The organism is Bacillus sp. LSHTCR4, from assembly GCF_057197025.1.
The window spans coordinates 1-14,838 of record NZ_JBXUNO010000013.1 but is presented as its reverse complement, the minus strand read 5'-3'; the positions used below and the strand labels follow the sequence as shown (position 1 = coordinate 14,838).

Annotated in this window: 16 protein-coding genes, 1 tRNA gene, 1 other RNA gene and 1 other annotated feature; of the genes, 4 read left to right on the top strand and 14 right to left on the bottom strand. The window is 37.2% G+C overall.

Translation table 11 applies throughout. The features are described from left to right. Window positions 1-195 precede the first annotated feature (195 nt). From AC2CGR_RS28050 to tadA, 7 genes are all read right to left on the bottom strand, one after another. Window positions 196-465 carry a pro-sigmaK processing inhibitor BofA family protein gene (locus tag AC2CGR_RS28050; RefSeq protein ID WP_001089263.1) on the bottom strand — a complete coding sequence of 90 codons (270 nt, stop codon included), beginning with the start codon at window positions 463-465 and terminating at the stop codon, window positions 196-198. A 214-nt stretch (window positions 466-679) separates the two neighbouring features. Then, entirely contained in the window at window positions 680-901 is a 222-nt protein-coding gene (locus AC2CGR_RS28045; RefSeq protein WP_000466020.1) for a YaaL family protein, read from the bottom strand. 14 nt (window positions 902-915) lie between these two features. Beyond that, the gene (gene recR, locus AC2CGR_RS28040) at window positions 916-1,512 is read right to left on the bottom strand and encodes a recombination protein RecR (protein WP_000559169.1); all 597 of its coding nucleotides are present in this window, start codon (window positions 1,510-1,512) and stop codon (window positions 916-918) included. A gap of 14 nt (window positions 1,513-1,526) precedes the next feature. After that, complete coding sequence (locus tag AC2CGR_RS28035) at window positions 1,527-1,853, bottom strand: YbaB/EbfC family nucleoid-associated protein (RefSeq protein ID WP_001996460.1); 327 nt, start codon at window positions 1,851-1,853, stop codon at window positions 1,527-1,529. 25 nt (window positions 1,854-1,878) lie between these two features. Beyond that, window positions 1,879-3,567: a DNA polymerase III subunit gamma/tau gene (dnaX, locus tag AC2CGR_RS28030; RefSeq protein WP_000121556.1), complete on the bottom strand. Its 1,689-nt coding sequence runs from the start codon at window positions 3,565-3,567 to the stop codon at window positions 1,879-1,881. A gap of 132 nt (window positions 3,568-3,699) precedes the next feature. Next, window positions 3,700-3,964, bottom strand: an RNA gene (gene ffs / locus AC2CGR_RS28025) — signal recognition particle sRNA large type. Window positions 3,965-4,043: 79 nt separating this feature from the next. Next, a complete protein-coding gene (gene tadA / locus AC2CGR_RS28020) occupies window positions 4,044-4,544 on the bottom strand; it encodes a tRNA adenosine(34) deaminase TadA (RefSeq protein WP_087963846.1) in 501 nt (166 codons plus the stop codon). Window positions 4,545-4,651: 107 nt separating this feature from the next. Between tadA and AC2CGR_RS28015 the strand changes: the two genes are divergently transcribed. The 3 genes from AC2CGR_RS28015 (at window position 4,652) to AC2CGR_RS28005 (ending at window position 6,623) form a co-directional block, all read left to right on the top strand. Beyond that, window positions 4,652-5,191 carry a cysteine hydrolase family protein gene (locus tag AC2CGR_RS28015; RefSeq protein ID WP_087963845.1) on the top strand — a complete coding sequence of 180 codons (540 nt, stop codon included), beginning with the start codon at window positions 4,652-4,654 and terminating at the stop codon, window positions 5,189-5,191. Window positions 5,192-5,316: 125 nt separating this feature from the next. Continuing rightward, entirely contained in the window at window positions 5,317-5,952 is a 636-nt protein-coding gene (locus AC2CGR_RS28010) for a deoxynucleoside kinase (protein WP_000148224.1), read from the top strand. A 2-nt stretch (window positions 5,953-5,954) separates the two neighbouring features. Further along, window positions 5,955-6,623 carry a deoxynucleoside kinase gene (locus AC2CGR_RS28005; protein WP_001053585.1) on the top strand — a complete coding sequence of 223 codons (669 nt, stop codon included), beginning with the start codon at window positions 5,955-5,957 and terminating at the stop codon, window positions 6,621-6,623. A 35-nt stretch (window positions 6,624-6,658) separates the two neighbouring features. Here AC2CGR_RS28005 and AC2CGR_RS28000 read toward each other — a convergent pair whose 3' ends face one another. From AC2CGR_RS28000 to guaB, 7 genes are all read right to left on the bottom strand, one after another. Further along, on the bottom strand, window positions 6,659-7,051 hold the full coding sequence (locus tag AC2CGR_RS28000) for a sigma factor-like helix-turn-helix DNA-binding protein (protein WP_000364209.1): 393 nt from the start codon (window positions 7,049-7,051) through the stop codon (window positions 6,659-6,661). 166 nt (window positions 7,052-7,217) lie between these two features. Next, window positions 7,218-7,310, bottom strand: a tRNA-Ser gene (locus tag AC2CGR_RS27995). A 156-nt stretch (window positions 7,311-7,466) separates the two neighbouring features. Next, on the bottom strand, window positions 7,467-8,741 hold the full coding sequence (serS, locus tag AC2CGR_RS27990; RefSeq protein WP_087963843.1) for a serine--tRNA ligase: 1,275 nt from the start codon (window positions 8,739-8,741) through the stop codon (window positions 7,467-7,469). Window positions 8,742-8,792: 51 nt separating this feature from the next. Continuing rightward, window positions 8,793-9,014: a binding site (T-box leader), on the bottom strand. 54 nt (window positions 9,015-9,068) lie between these two features. Beyond that, window positions 9,069-9,659: a pyridoxal 5'-phosphate synthase glutaminase subunit PdxT gene (gene pdxT / locus AC2CGR_RS27985; protein ID WP_000238775.1), complete on the bottom strand. Its 591-nt coding sequence runs from the start codon at window positions 9,657-9,659 to the stop codon at window positions 9,069-9,071. A gap of 18 nt (window positions 9,660-9,677) precedes the next feature. After that, window positions 9,678-10,565: a pyridoxal 5'-phosphate synthase lyase subunit PdxS gene (gene pdxS / locus AC2CGR_RS27980; protein WP_000186156.1), complete on the bottom strand. Its 888-nt coding sequence runs from the start codon at window positions 10,563-10,565 to the stop codon at window positions 9,678-9,680. 161 nt (window positions 10,566-10,726) lie between these two features. After that, on the bottom strand, window positions 10,727-12,034 hold the full coding sequence (gene dacA, locus AC2CGR_RS27975; protein WP_131102686.1) for a D-alanyl-D-alanine carboxypeptidase DacA: 1,308 nt from the start codon (window positions 12,032-12,034) through the stop codon (window positions 10,727-10,729). A 113-nt stretch (window positions 12,035-12,147) separates the two neighbouring features. Continuing rightward, complete coding sequence (gene guaB, locus AC2CGR_RS27970; protein ID WP_000264079.1) at window positions 12,148-13,611, bottom strand: IMP dehydrogenase; 1,464 nt, start codon at window positions 13,609-13,611, stop codon at window positions 12,148-12,150. A 115-nt stretch (window positions 13,612-13,726) separates the two neighbouring features. Between guaB and AC2CGR_RS27965 the strand changes: the two genes are divergently transcribed. After that, window positions 13,727-14,728 (top strand): YaaC family protein, encoded by a 1,002-nt coding sequence (locus tag AC2CGR_RS27965; protein ID WP_087963841.1) that lies wholly within the window; start codon window positions 13,727-13,729, stop codon window positions 14,726-14,728. Window positions 14,729-14,838 lie beyond the last annotated feature (110 nt).

Sequence of the window (14,838 nt, the reverse complement as noted above, 5' to 3'; positions counted from 1 at the left end):
ATAAAAATTGACGTTTCACGTTGTTTGTTTCGTTTAGTTTTCAAAGTTCAACATCGCGTTTCAGCGACTTTTATAATTTAACATTTCGCGTTAAATGTGTCAACAACTTTTTTCTTTCGTTCCTGACGACGCTTATTAATTTACCATATTAATCATTCGTAAGTCAACACTTTTTAAAAAAATGCCAAAATAAATTTATCTTGGCATAATATAGAGCTTAATAACCACTAATGCAGCAACACCAGGTAGACCTAATAAACTTGTGATTGTTGCGGTGCCCAAGTTAATTGGAATATGAAAATCAAAATACGTTCCTACAACATTTACGATAAAAAGTAATGCTACGCCCAAAGTAACATGAAAGAGCGCTTTTCCTATAAAACGTAACGGCTTAGAAGAAACGCCAAAAACAAGGAAAATAAAAACTAACGCAAGAATACCAACAATAATAATTGTAGAATTCATTTTTTCCTCCTTATGAATGACCTATACACATTTATTTGTATGGGACAAGACGATAAAAAAGAACATCGATTATATAACTCCAGTCGTTTCATCTTATTCACCTTGATTCGGCAACACGTTCTTCATAAAACCATTAATCGATCTTTCCAGACGAAGTGACCACTACATATTTAACGAATAAAATAAAAAGGCTCTGCTTTTTCAGCAGAACCTTTTACCATTGTTCCATCTTTACAGGACGACGTTTTGCTTCTTTTAGCAAGAAGAAATATTTCGCCTCTGCTATTTTCAAAGAACAAAGTACATCTTGAGATGGTTCAACGCTTTGTTCAACCATTCTCTTTTGACGTAGCCATTCATTCTTCACTTTTTCTAATAGTACAATTAGCTTATCATCATACTCTTTACGCAATTTACCCTTTTTTTGAAAGAACATTTTTGTTTCTCCTCTTATACTTCTCTACGACCTTCTAACGCTTTCGACAGTGTCACCTCATCTGCATATTCTAAATCTCCACCAACTGGCAGACCGTGTGCAATACGAGTTACTTTAATACCTGTCGGCTTTAAGAGGCGGGATATATACATTGCTGTAGCTTCCCCTTCAATATTAGGATTTGTTGCTAATATTACTTCTTGTACTGTTTCATCGTGTAGTCGTTTTAAAAGTTGCGGGATATTAATGTCTTCTGGTCCAATTCCCTCCATTGGAGAGATAGCACCACGTAACACATGATATACACCTTGATACTCTTTCATCTTTTCCATCGCGATTACATCTTTCGGTTCTTGCACGACACAAACAACTGATTGATCTCGATGCGAATCGTTACAAATATAACAAGGGTCACGGTCAGTAATATGCCCACATACAGAACAATATGCTAAGTCTCGCTTCGCATTTACAAGTGCTTTTGCAAAACCTAACACATCATCTTCTTTCATATCTAATACGAAAAATGCCAATCGAACCGCTGTTTTCGGTCCGATTCCTGGCAACTTCATAAAACTATCAATTAGTTTTGATATTGGTTCTGGATAATGCATATATCAATATCCTCCTAGAACATTCCACCCGGTAAGTTTAGGCCTTTTGTAAATTTACCCATTGTAGAGTTTGAAAGTTCATCAGCTTTTTTAAGCGCATCGTTCGTTGCAGCTAAAACTAAGTCTTGTAACATTTCGATATCTTCTGGATCTACAACTTCTTCTTTCACTTTTACTTCAAGAATTTGCTTATGACCATTTGCAATAACTGTGATCATACCGCCGCCAGCTGTACCTTCAACTGTTTTTTCGCCAAGTTCTTCTTGCGCCTTTGCCATTTCCTTTTGCATCTTTTGCATTTGTTTCATCATGTTATTCATATTTCCCATTCCGCCACGCATCATAATTAATTCCTCCTAATTATTATTACTCTTTTATTTCAATGAGTTCTTGCCCTACTAATTTTACGGCCTCTTCTATAAGAGGATCTTCTTTTTTCTCTGGACTTTCTTCAGAACTTCCGCCTTCACGCTGTAAAAAATCTTCACGAATTTTACCCCATTCACTTTTTGGAATGGCAATCATATTTAATCTTTTACTTAGCAGTTCAAATAAAGCTTGTTCCACTGTATCCATAGCCTCTCGATTTTCGCTTGCCATTTTACAGTGAATCTCATATTGGAACGCTAAAACGTAAGTATCATCCGAAGCCGCTACTGGTTCGCTATTTTCTAATAAAACAGCAAACGCCACTTTATTGTATGATTTGAGCCTTCCTAACAACTCACCCCATACAGCTTTTAATTGTTCTAAATCTTGACGCTTCGCTTGCTTTAATACTTCATTTACGCGTCCAACAGGAATCTTCATACTCCCTGTCCGTACTGGCTTTGGTGCTGCACGCGTCTCTCTAACTTCCTGTGGCACACCAACCGGCACACCATTCTTCTTGACTTGTTCTAACTCTTTCTCCAATTGCTGCATCCTGTTCATAATTGCTTGTAAACGATCTGCACCATTTGCTTGCATCATGAACTGTTGACACAGTTGTACCATAACAACTTCTAAGAAAATTCGCGGATGATTTGTCCACTTCATTTCCTGCTGTCCCTTACTAAGAGTATGAATAATTTCATAGATTACTTCCGGTTGCATTTCTTCACTTAACATTCGGAATTGCTCATCTACCATTACTCTTTCCAACATATGTTCCAGTTGTGGTGAAGTTTGATATAAAAGCATATCACGATAATAGTAAATGAAATCTTCCATAAAGCGAACTGGATCTTTCCCTTTACCCATCATCTCATCTATGATACGCAATGCTCTTGATACATCATTTTCACGTATACATTCTACTAAGTTGCCTAAGTATTGCTGAGAAACAGACCCCGTTACAGCTAATACATCTTCTGTCGTAACGGTCTCATCACTATAAGATATTGCCTGATCAATAAGACTAAGCGCATCACGCATACCACCTTCAGCGGCACGTGCAACGATTTGTAACGCCTCATCTTCTACTTGCGTACCTTCATTGTTTACAACTGTCGATAATCTCTCAACAATATCATTTACTGATATCTTTCGAAATTCGAAACGTTGGCAACGCGAAATAATTGTAGGCGGTATCTTATGCGGTTCTGTTGTCGCCAAAATAAAGATGACATGTCCTGGTGGTTCTTCTAACGTTTTCAAAAGCGCATTGAAGGCACCCATAGAAAGCATGTGAACTTCATCAATAATGTATACTTTATATTCTACAGCACTTGGAGCATATTTTACTTTATCTCTAATATCTCGAATTTCATCTACACCGTTATTTGAAGCCGCATCGATTTCTAATACATCTGAAATAGATCCTTGTGTAATCCCCAAACAAGAAGGACATTCATTACAAGGTTCAGCTACCGGAGCATGTTCACAGTTAATTGCTTTTGCAAACACTTTTGCAATTGTCGTTTTTCCTGTTCCCCTCGGCCCAGAAAATAAATAAGCATGTGAAACTTTCTCTTGAAGAAGGGCATTTTGCAACGTTTTTGTCACGTGCTTTTGACCGACTACATCTTCAAACTTTTGCGGTCTCCATGTTCGGTATAACGCTTGGTATGACACGAAAATACGGCCTCCCTCAAAGGTTATTATCTCATTTATTATAACCCATTCTGTTTATAGATTCCAAAAGTTATTTTCTATACAAAAAACCCACCTTAGTATTAAGGTGGGTTTTGTATACATATATAACTGCCGTGCACCTTCTGTCGATTACGTACCATAAGCGTTACTTAAGCAGTTAGCTCGGTTCAGGCACTCCTGCGGCACACGAGAAGACCCGCTTATTGCTGCTTCCTTCCGGACCTGACAAGGTTCACGGGGTCCCGTTGCGCAGGACCCAAACGTCAACACCACTTACTTAAGGCAGGCCTTACAGCAACATAACCTCGAGAAGGGATTCGGCCTCGCTAGAGCGGATTGCGAGTATAGGGCACCGCTACCTCCCCGCTTAGCACGGCAAAGTTAAAACCAATATTCGGTTGCCTTCATTAAAGGCACTATCAGTATAACTTGTTTTTTTATAAAATGCAAATACGTTAATTCGCTTTGCTTTTCTCTAAATTCTTAATCGCTTTTCTTTTTTTACGAAGCTCTCTAAAAAAGTTCGTTAACAGCGTACCGCACTCTTCTTCTAATACACCAGATACTACTTCACATTGATGATTAAAGCGTTCATCCGTTAACAGATTCATCAATGTCCCTGCACACCCACCTTTCGGATCACTTGCGCCATATACAACTCGCTTTACTCGTGATAAAACAATTCCACCCGCACACATCGGACAAGGCTCTAATGTTACATATAATGTCGCATCTTCTAAACGCCATGTCCCTAATTTTTTGCACGCCTCATCAATAGCTAACAACTCAGCATGAGCTATTGATCTTTGCTCAGTCTCCCTTAAATTATGAGCAACACTAATTACCTCACCATTTAATACTATAACTGCACCAATCGGTACTTCTTGTATTGCCTCTGCTTTTTTAGCCTCTTCTATTGCTAACTGCATAAAATAAATATCTTGATCACGTTCCATAACATAGTCCTTTCATTACAAATAAAGTACACTTATTTCCATTTACTACACATGGGATAACTTTTACAAATTCAATCCACCCTAAGAAAAAAGAGAGGGGATTACATATGAAGAATACTGCCTTACTCATTATCGATATGATTAATGATTTTCAATTTTCACACGGGCCCATCCTAGCCCAAAAATGCGAAATTATAACTAAACCTATTTTACAATTAAAGAAAACAATGAAATCCTTCGGTTACCCCGTCATTTATATTAATGACCATTATCAACTTTGGAGATCTGATATTGACCAATTGATTACTCATTGTACAAATGAGTATAGTGAAAATATCATTCATCAGATCGCCCCAAATTCTGATGATTACATTTTTATTAAACCACATTACTCTGCTTTTTATGAAACACCTTTAAATTCTTTATTAGGATATTTAAAAATAGAAAATCTAATATTAACAGGAGTCGCCGGGAATATATGTATCCTCTTTACAGCTAACGATGCTCATATGAGAAATTATACATTGTATGTACCACAGGACTGTATTGCATCTAATGATGATCAGGATAACCTGCATGCTTTGAAAATAATGGAAACCACATTAAAAGCAAATATAGTACCGTCGTCTCAAATAAAATTTAATTAATACATATATCTATTTTCTAACTTTTTATATCAAATTAACCCGCTCGCTTCCCTCTTGTGCTACAATAATTCTGTTTTGTGTTTTTAGTAGTCACGGTAAATCACTGATTGAAAGGAGGAAACAGCGTGACCGGAGTACCATTTATCACGGTTGAAGGACCAATTGGTGTTGGAAAAACTTCACTTGCGAAGGAAATTTCAACTCACATGCAACTCCACTTACTGAAAGAGATTGTTGATGAAAACCCCTTTTTAGGAAAGTTCTATGAAGACATCGACGAATGGAGTTTTCAAACAGAGATGTTCTTTCTTTGTAATAGATACAAACAATTAGAAGATATTAACATAAAGTATTTGAATCAAAGGAAGCCAGTAGTAGCGGACTATCATATATTCAAAAATGTAATTTTCGCATCCCGTACATTAAAAGATTCTCAATATGACAAGTACATGCAAATCTATCGTATCCTTACACAAGATATGCCAGTTCCAAACGTTATCGTTTATTTAACAGCTAGCTTAGAAACATTACAAAAGCGAATCGCAATGCGCGGAAGAGAATTCGAAAAAAATATGGACCCAAATTACTTACTACAGCTCACAAAAGATTACGAAACAGCAATGGATGCTTTTAAAAAAGACCATCCAGATATCCCAGTATTGAAATTTAATGGAGACGATATGGATTTTGTAAAAAATCCTGATGATTTAAACGTCATCCTATCTGCCCTTCAAAATACTCTCTTAAAGGAGTCGAAATAATAATGAATTTAAGGCAAAAATATGATATCCCAAATGACGCAGTAATCACTATCGCTGGAACAGTAGGTGTCGGCAAATCCACTATGACAACTGCATTGGCTAACGCTTTAGGGTATCGCACGTCATTTGAAAAGGTAGATTCTAACCCGTATTTGGACAAGTTCTATGCTGATTTCACACGCTGGAGCTTTCACTTACAAGTGTACTTTTTAGCAGAACGATTTAAAGAACAAAAAAGAATTTTTGAATACGGTGGTGGTTTTGTTCAAGATCGCTCTATCTATGAAGACACTGGCATTTTTGCAAAAATGCATCACGAAAAAGGTACAATGACGGAAACTGATTATGAAACATACAAAGGTTTATTTGACGCTATGGTCATGACTCCTTACTTCCCTCATCCAGATTTACTCATTTACTTAGAAGGTTCTTTCGATGATATCGTTGATCGTATCCAAGAACGTGGACGTCCGATGGAACAGCAAACACCAATTGAGTATTGGAAAGAGATGCATGGGCGTTATGAAAACTGGATTAATAACTTTAATTCATGCCCTGTTTTACGATTAAACATTAATGAATACGATATTTTAAAAGATGGCGATTCCATTGAACCAATCATTAAAAAAATCGGCCATTTTTTAAAACAAACACGTAAACTTGTAAAATAAAAAACCCGTGCATACGCACGGGTTTTTCTATTAAATTACTTCTTCTTTGTTGGAGCAATAATTTCACTCTCAGGTTTTCCAGCGTTAATACGCTGACGAACAGTACTTGTACTAATATCGTACGCCTCAGCAATCTCTTTAACAGTCATTTCTTTCCCGTTAATTACTGCTGTTAATACTTTACCTGTACGTTTTGGAGCTGCTTCTTTCTTTACAGCTTCTTTTTTAACTTTTTTTGGTGCCTCTACTTTTGTTGCAGTTTGCTTTACATTACAAGTGCAACCACAAAGTTTACGGAATGTATCATCGCTAATAATGCGTGATACATTTGCACCACTGTTTAAAATTCTATTGTTCTTACAGACAGGACATTGTACATAATATAAAGTTTTTCCATCTAAAGGAAACGTTTGTATAATAAGATCCATGTTGACTCCTTTCATATCTATGAAGATAATCATCGGAATATGAGTGTGTAATAAGGACAATATATCCTTACACCATACTTTATGATTGGTTTTAAAATAAAAACTCGTTACGTGTTGGTAACGAGTTCTCCAATCTCCACTTATATGCGCTGTTGTCAATTATATCTGGAGGAGGTAGAGGGATTCGAACCCCCGCGCGACTCTCGCCGCCTGTCGGTTTTCAAGACCGATCCCTTCAGCCAGACTTGGGTATACCTCCATATTGACATCAAATATAATATCAAAAGAAAAACAGTTAGTCAACCCTACTAAAATAAATTATGAGGAAAGGAAAATTTTACTTTCCCTCTCCTACATTATAGTACTGACAACGCTCATAATTACCAATCACTCATACCGATGAATGTTTATAAATTTACTTAATAACTGTTTTTCCTCCCATATAAGGGCGAAGAACTTCTGGAATTATAATTGTACCATCTTCTTGTTGGTAGTTCTCTAAAATAGCTGCCACCGTACGTCCAATTGCAAGACCAGATCCATTTAATGTATGAACATGTTCTGGTTTGCCGTTTGGTTCACGACGGAAACGAATGTTTGCACGTCTCGCTTGGAAAGCCTCGAAATTACTACAAGAAGAGATTTCACGATATGTGCCATAGCTTGGAATCCATACTTCGATATCGTATTTCTTCGCTGCTGTAAATCCTAAATCGCCTGTGCACATGCTCATAACGCGATATGGCAACTCTAATAATTGTAACACGCGTTCTGCATCATTTGTTAGTTTTTCTAACTCTTCATAAGAATCTTCTGGTTTTACGAACTTTACAAGCTCTACTTTATTGAACTGATGCTGACGAATTAAACCACGTGTATCACGGCCAGCTGAACCTGCTTCAGAACGGAAACAAGAGCTAAATGCAGCATATCTTATAGGCAATTGATCTTTATTTAAGATCTCATCACGGTGCATATTTGTTACAGGTACTTCAGCTGTTGGAATTAAGAAGTAGTCTTCACTTTCAATACGGAATGCATCTTCTTCAAATTTCGGAAGTTGTCCTGTCCCTGTCATGCTTGCACGGTTTACCATATAAGGAGGTAATACTTCTTCATATCCATGCTCATCAGTATGAAGATCAAGCATAAAGCTAATTAAAGCACGCTCTAATCTTGCGCCAGCACCTTTGTAGAATACGAAGCGGCTTCCTGTTACTTTTCCAGCACGTTCAAAATCTAGAATTCCTAAATCTGTAGCAAGATCCCAATGTGGTTTTGGTTCAAAAGCAAATTCCTTTACTTCTCCCCAAGTGCGAGCTACTACATTATCATCCTCTGTTTCACCAACTGGAGCAGATTCGTGAGGAATATTTGGAATAGATAGCATCAATCTTTCTAGATCTTCTTCAACTGTACGAAGTTCATTATCAAGCTCTTTTACTTTTTCTCCAACTTCACGCATTTCTAAAATTAGAGCTTCTGCATCTTTCTTTTCGCGCTTCAATACAGAGATTTGTTGAGATACTTCGTTACGTTTACTTTTTAGTTCCTCTGTTTGAACAAGTAGTTCTCTTCTTCTCATATCCAACTCTTCAAAGCGACCAAAATCAGTTAAATCTTCGCCTCTATGCTGTAACTTTGCTTTTACTTCTTCAAAATTTGTACGTAAAAATTTAATATCAAGCATTATATACTCCTCCTTTTATTTTATAAAACACAAAAAACTCCCGTCCCTATATAAAGGGACGGGAGTTAACCCGCGTTGCCACCCTAGTTGAAAGCATTACCGCCTTCCTCTCAAGTAGAAATAACGGCTCTTCACCGGGAATGTTTACTAATCATCAAGATATTCCACATTCCATTCCAGGATGGATTCACAAACTGTTTCTATCGATTTCCACCAACCATCGACTCTCTATAAGAAACGACATTTGTTACTACTTCCTATCAACACGCTTATTTTATAAAATTGTTACCATCAATTTACTATAATCTTATACAAGTTGCAAGTTACTTATACAACTTTTTTCATTTTCGCTTCTTTTACCATTTCTACAAAGTATGCTGTTACACGATGATCATCCGTTAATTCCGGATGGAAAGAAGCAGCTAAAAACGGCCCTTGCCTTACAGCCACCATTCGATCACCATGTGTAGAAAGTACCTCAACATCATCCGCTACATTTACAACATACGGAGCACGAATAAATACGCCAACAAAATCTTCTCCCACACCTTTAATAGAAAGTGCAGCTTCAAAGCTATCTTTTTGACGTCCAAACGCATTGCGCTCAACCGTAATATCCATAGCACCAATATGTGCTTCGTCATAGCCAATAAGTGTTTTTGCAAGAAGAATCATTCCTGCACATGTACCAAACATTGGTTTACCAGACTTCGCGAATGTACGAAGTGGTTCCATGAAAGCATACTTATCAATAAGACGGCGCATAGTTGTACTTTCACCGCCTGGTAAAATAAGACCATCAATCTCTTCAAGTTGTTCTATGCGCTTTACAATAACAGCTTCTGCACCACTTGCTTCAACTGATTTTACATGTTCACGAACTGCACCTTGAAGACCTAGTACACCGATTTTCACCATTTTAAAGTTCTCCTTCAATTACCATCCACGCTCTTGCATGCGTTGCTCTGGTAGTAACGTTGAAATTTCGATACCTTTCATCGCATTACCTAATCCTTTAGAAAGGCTTGCAATTAATTCGTAATCCTCATAATGAGTTGTCGCTTCAACGATTGCACGCGCAAATTTCGCTGGATTCTCTGATTTAAAGATACCAGATCCAACAAATACACCATCCGCACCAAGTTGCATCATTAACGCTGCATCTGCAGGTGTTGCTACACCACCTGCTGCAAAGTTTACAACCGGCAAACGACCAAGGCGTTTAATTTCAAGTAGTACTTCATAAGGAGCACCAGTATTTTTTGCATATGTCATTAACTCATCTTCACGTAGACTTGCAACTTGACGGATTTCTGCATTGACTTGACGCATATGACGCACTGCCTCTACAATGTTTCCTGTTCCTGGTTCACCTTTTGTACGAAGCATAGATGCACCTTCTGCAATACGACGTGCAGCTTCTCCGATATCACGGCAACCACATACAAACGGAACTGTGTAATCACGTTTATTTAAATGGTATACTTCATCAGCTGGAGTTAATACTTCACTCTCATCGATATAGTCTACCCCTAATGATTCTAATACACGTGCTTCTACAAGGTGACCGATACGGCATTTTGCCATAACCGGAATTGACACAGCACCCATAACTTCTTCAACGATTGTTGGGTCTGCCATACGAGAAACGCCACCTGCTGCACGAATATCTGCTGGTACACGCTCTAATGCCATAACGGCAACTGCGCCTGCCTCTTCTGCAATTTTTGCTTGTTCAGCGTTAATTACGTCCATAATAACGCCGCCTTTTTGCATTTCTGCCATTCCACGTTTTACACGTTCTGTCCCTGTTACATTTGTCATGTTACAAAAACCCCCCTAGGTGAATTGCTTTTCCCCGTTAAAGGCGAAAATTAAGAATACTCTTACATTCTACCACTAACTATCAGATGCTTGTCTACTACTTTTTCATAAAGTCGGTATGAAAAATAGGAATAAGAAAAAGCCCCTACAATGAGGAGCTTTTAAAACCAACCTTTTACTGTATCAACAGCACTATTCCATATACCACTAAAGAAAGAACCAATTCCGCGCATAGCACGAGTAAACCAGTTTGCTTCTTCTACTTCAGATGTTGTTACAAGATCCACTTGTAACGACTTACCAGTTAAAAATCCAGGGTCGTTTGTATCTTTTGGCGTAATTACCATTTGACCAAGCGCAGCTCCCTTTTTAATAGGTGCTTCTTGTCCCTTACTTGCTTCTTTTAATTCTGTTTTATAAACATCTTTACTTCCTTTTGGTACTGGAAGTGAAATGGCTTGTTTCGTTTGAACTGCTACATCTTTATCTTTCGCATTTTCTACTCGTACTGTTTCTTGTCCTTTTACTGAAGAACCTTTTTTATACATTTGTTTCATTTCAAAGTTAGCAAATCCATAATCATATAGCTTCTTTGTTTCATCAAAACGTGCTGTATGAGAACTTGTTTTAATCACTACAGAAATAAAACGCATACCGTTTCTTTCAACCGTACCAGTGAAGCAATCTCCCGCTTCTGGAGTTGAGCCTGTTTTTAGGCCATCTACACCATCATATTCTTTAACTAAGCCCTTTAACATCCAGTTCCAGTTCGACATTGCAAACTTCTCTTTTTCTGGACGGAATTCTTTTTTCGGGATTTTTGCTGTATCTAACACTTTGGGATAATCTTTAATTAAATGTTGTGCTAAAGTTGCAACATCCTTTGCAGACATTTTATTTTCTTCATCCGCTGTTGTTCCTTCTGGATGCATTCCCTTTAAATCTTTATTCGTTAAACCTGTAGAATTGACAAATTTATAATTTTTCAACCCTAGTTCTTTCGATTTATTATTCATCATTTTTACAAAATCTACTTCTTTACCTGCAATTGCTTCTGCTAATGCAATCGTTGCACCATTTGCAGAGAAGATTGCCATTGCCTCGTATAACTCTTTTACTGTATAAAAACCACCATTTTCTAATGCCACATTTGATAATGAAGCATCTTGTGAAACTTTATACGCATATTCAGAAACCTTAATTTTCTGATCCCACTTAAGCTTTCCTTTATCCACTGCTTCGTGAACTAAATACTCACTCATCATCTTTGTCATACTAGCAATGGATAATAATTCATCTGCATTCTTTTGATATACAATTTTCCCAGAATTCGCTTCTACTAAAATTGCCGCACCTGCTTCAATGTTTAAAGCAGCTCCTGTTTCAGCTGATGCATTGCTATATGGTAACAACATACTACAAGCTAGTGTAAGCATTGTTACTAGCGCAATGAATCTTTTGCAAAACATACCTTTCACTTTTGCTACCCCCAATATCTATGTACTCACATAACCGTTATTCTAACATAATCAAAAAAAAATAGACAGAGATATAAAATCTCCGTCTATTTATATATAAGACATTATAATGAGTAGTTTGGAGCCTCTTTTGTAATTTGTACGTGATGAGGATGACTTTCAAGTAAACCAGCACCTGACATACGAACAAATTGTGCATTCTCACGTAAGAATTCTAAATCTTGTGCTCCGCAATATCCCATACCCGCACGTAATCCACCAACTAATTGATGAACTGTATCTGCTAAAGGTCCTTTATATGGTACTCGTCCTTCAATACCTTCTGGAACAAGTTTTTTATTTCCTTCTTGGAAATAACGATCTTTACTTCCTTTTTCCATCGCTCCGACAGAACCCATACCACGATATACTTTAAATTGGCGACCTTGATAAATTTCAGTTTCACCAGGACTTTCAGCAACACCAGCAAACATACTACCTAGCATAACAACATGTGCCCCTGCTGCTAAAGCTTTAACCATATCACCAGAGTACTTAATACCACCGTCAGCGATAACTGGGATACCGTGTTTACGAGCTTCTGTTGCACAATCATAAACCGCTGTTAATTGTGGTACACCAACCCCAGCTACAACACGTGTTGTACAGATAGAGCCTGGTCCAATACCAACTTTAACTACGTTTGCACCTGCTTCAATTAATGCTCTTGTTGCTTCAGCAGTAGCAACATTTCCAGCAATAATATTTAATGACGGATACTTTGCACGAACTTCTTTTACTTTATCAATAACACCTTGAGAATGTCCATGAGCTGTATCAAGTACAATTGCATCTACGCTAGCTTTTACTAATGCGTCGATACGAGTCATAGCATCAGCCGTTACACCAACTGCTGCTCCAACTAATAAGCGCCCTTGCTTATCCTTCGCGGAATTTGGGAATTCAATTACTTTTTCAATATCTTTTATTGTAATAAGCCCTTGTAATACACCGTTGTTATCAACAAGAGGGAGTTTTTCAATTTTATACTTTTGTAGGATCTTTTCAGCCTCATCTAGCGTTGTACCAACTGGAGCTGTAATTAGCTGTTCTTTTGTCATTACGTCGGAAATTTTGATTGAGTAGTCTTGGATAAAACGCATATCACGGTTTGTAATAATACCAACTAATTTTCGCTCGTCTAAATTATTTACAACCGGTACACCTGAGATACGATATTTTCCCATAAGGTGCTCTGCATCATACACTTGATGTTCTGGAGTTAAAAAGAAAGGATCTGAAATAACACCACTTTCAGAACGTTTTACTTTATCAACCTGCTCGGCTTGTTGTTCAATAGACATGTTTTTATGAATAATTCCTAAACCGCCTTGACGAGCCATTGCAATAGCCATATCAGCTTCTGTTACTGTATCCATACCTGCACTAATTAACGGAATGTTTAACTGTAAGCTTTCAGATAAAACTGTTTTAACACTTACTTCTCTTGGTAGTACATCTGACTTTGCTGGTACAAGTAATACGTCATCAAAAGTCAAACCTTCTTTAACAAATTTAGATTCCCACATAATTGTTCCCCCCATGATACCAGAAATTATTATTAGTAGCTTATCAATTGGTTAAAATACTGTCAAGGACGTGTATATATGTTAGAATTTTTAGACAATAAAAGGAGCGTAATATATGCATCAAAAACATTGTACTTGGCAGCAATTAAGTTTCTTCTTTTCATCTCAAAATGTACAACGTTATCTTGCCCGTTGTTATGAAAAATCCTCCATACAAGATGCTGAAAAAAAAAGTTTTGAAAATTGTTATCCCTTTATTTATTACTTAGAACATGGGAAAAATTATTATGAATTATATAAGGTAGCTCCCTTTTCGATTCAGCCAATGTTATTATTTTACGGAATGAGCCAACTTTTTAAAGCGTGCTTACTAACTATTGATCCGAACTATCCTGAATCCACTACTGTTTTAGCTCATGGCGTTACGACTCGTAAACGAAAAAAACAGGGATATCAATTTTTAGAAGATGAGGTGAAGGTACAAAAAAATGGATTATTTACTCATGTTGCAGAACAGCTGTTTCACATGAAACACTTAGAATCAGAGAAGTTTAATATGTTGGATTTAATGGGGAATATTCCTGAATTACAAAACTTATTTCGCTATAGTCAACGAGGTGCCACTTTGTATAAAATTGATTCAACAAATGCAAATGAACTTTCCTTTTCAGTCAACATACTAGATCGACTTCATATGACTTCAGAAAGATTTTCACGTTATATTGAATCAATTTGTAAGCACTTATCCGTGCAACATGTCACTGGGAAAACGAGCGCCTCCAATTTACTTTTTACAGCTCCTGTCCAATCGTGGAATCCTATATATAGTACGCCTTTATACTACGAATATCTCGCTGATACTTATTACTTACCACTTACAACTGACCCTAGAAATCCTAAACCCGTATTACCCGAGCTTCTTGTTCATTATTTATTGCTCTACAATTTAAGTATGATTTCTAGATATGAAACAGATTGGTGGTATGATTTACTTGGAAGCTATGGCTCTGAAGATTACCCATTTATTTATCAATTTCTTACTATTTCCGCCCAAAAAATTCCTTACTACATTTCGAATTTTTTACTAGCAGAACCGAGCCTATTTCATGGGAAATAAAAAAAACACAAGTCAAAAGACTTGTGTTTTTAGTTGCTTGGCGACGTCCTACTCTCACAGGGACAAGGTCCCAACTACCATCGGCGCTAGAGAGCTTAACTTCCGTGTTC

Bases quoted from the DNA above. Each gene is read 5' to 3' on its own strand.
- recR (WP_000559169.1), bottom strand. From the start codon at position 1,512: ATGCATTATCCAGAACCAATATCAAAACTAATTGATAGTTTTATGAAG.
- AC2CGR_RS28005 (WP_001053585.1), top strand. From the start codon at position 5,955: ATGAATTTAAGGCAAAAATATGATATCCCAAATGACGCAGTAATCACT.
- AC2CGR_RS28015 (WP_087963845.1), top strand. From the start codon at position 4,652: ATGAAGAATACTGCCTTACTCATTATCGATATGATTAATGATTTTCAA.
- dacA (WP_131102686.1), bottom strand. From the start codon at position 12,034: ATGTTTTGCAAAAGATTCATTGCGCTAGTAACAATGCTTACACTAGCT.
- pdxS (WP_000186156.1), bottom strand. From the start codon at position 10,565: ATGACAAATGTAACAGGGACAGAACGTGTAAAACGTGGAATGGCAGAA.
- tadA (WP_087963846.1), bottom strand. From the start codon at position 4,544: ATGGAACGTGATCAAGATATTTATTTTATGCAGTTAGCAATAGAAGAG.
- guaB (WP_000264079.1), bottom strand. From the start codon at position 13,611: ATGTGGGAATCTAAATTTGTTAAAGAAGGTTTGACTTTTGATGACGTA.
- AC2CGR_RS28045 (WP_000466020.1), bottom strand. From the start codon at position 901: ATGTTCTTTCAAAAAAAGGGTAAATTGCGTAAAGAGTATGATGATAAG.
- serS (WP_087963843.1), bottom strand. From the start codon at position 8,741: ATGCTTGATATTAAATTTTTACGTACAAATTTTGAAGAAGTAAAAGCA.
- AC2CGR_RS27965 (WP_087963841.1), top strand. From the start codon at position 13,727: ATGCATCAAAAACATTGTACTTGGCAGCAATTAAGTTTCTTCTTTTCA.
- pdxT (WP_000238775.1), bottom strand. From the start codon at position 9,659: ATGGTGAAAATCGGTGTACTAGGTCTTCAAGGTGCAGTTCGTGAACAT.
- AC2CGR_RS28035 (WP_001996460.1), bottom strand. From the start codon at position 1,853: ATGCGTGGCGGAATGGGAAATATGAATAACATGATGAAACAAATGCAA.
- AC2CGR_RS28050 (WP_001089263.1), bottom strand. From the start codon at position 465: ATGAATTCTACAATTATTATTGTTGGTATTCTTGCGTTAGTTTTTATT.
- AC2CGR_RS28000 (WP_000364209.1), bottom strand. From the start codon at position 7,051: ATGGATCTTATTATACAAACGTTTCCTTTAGATGGAAAAACTTTATAT.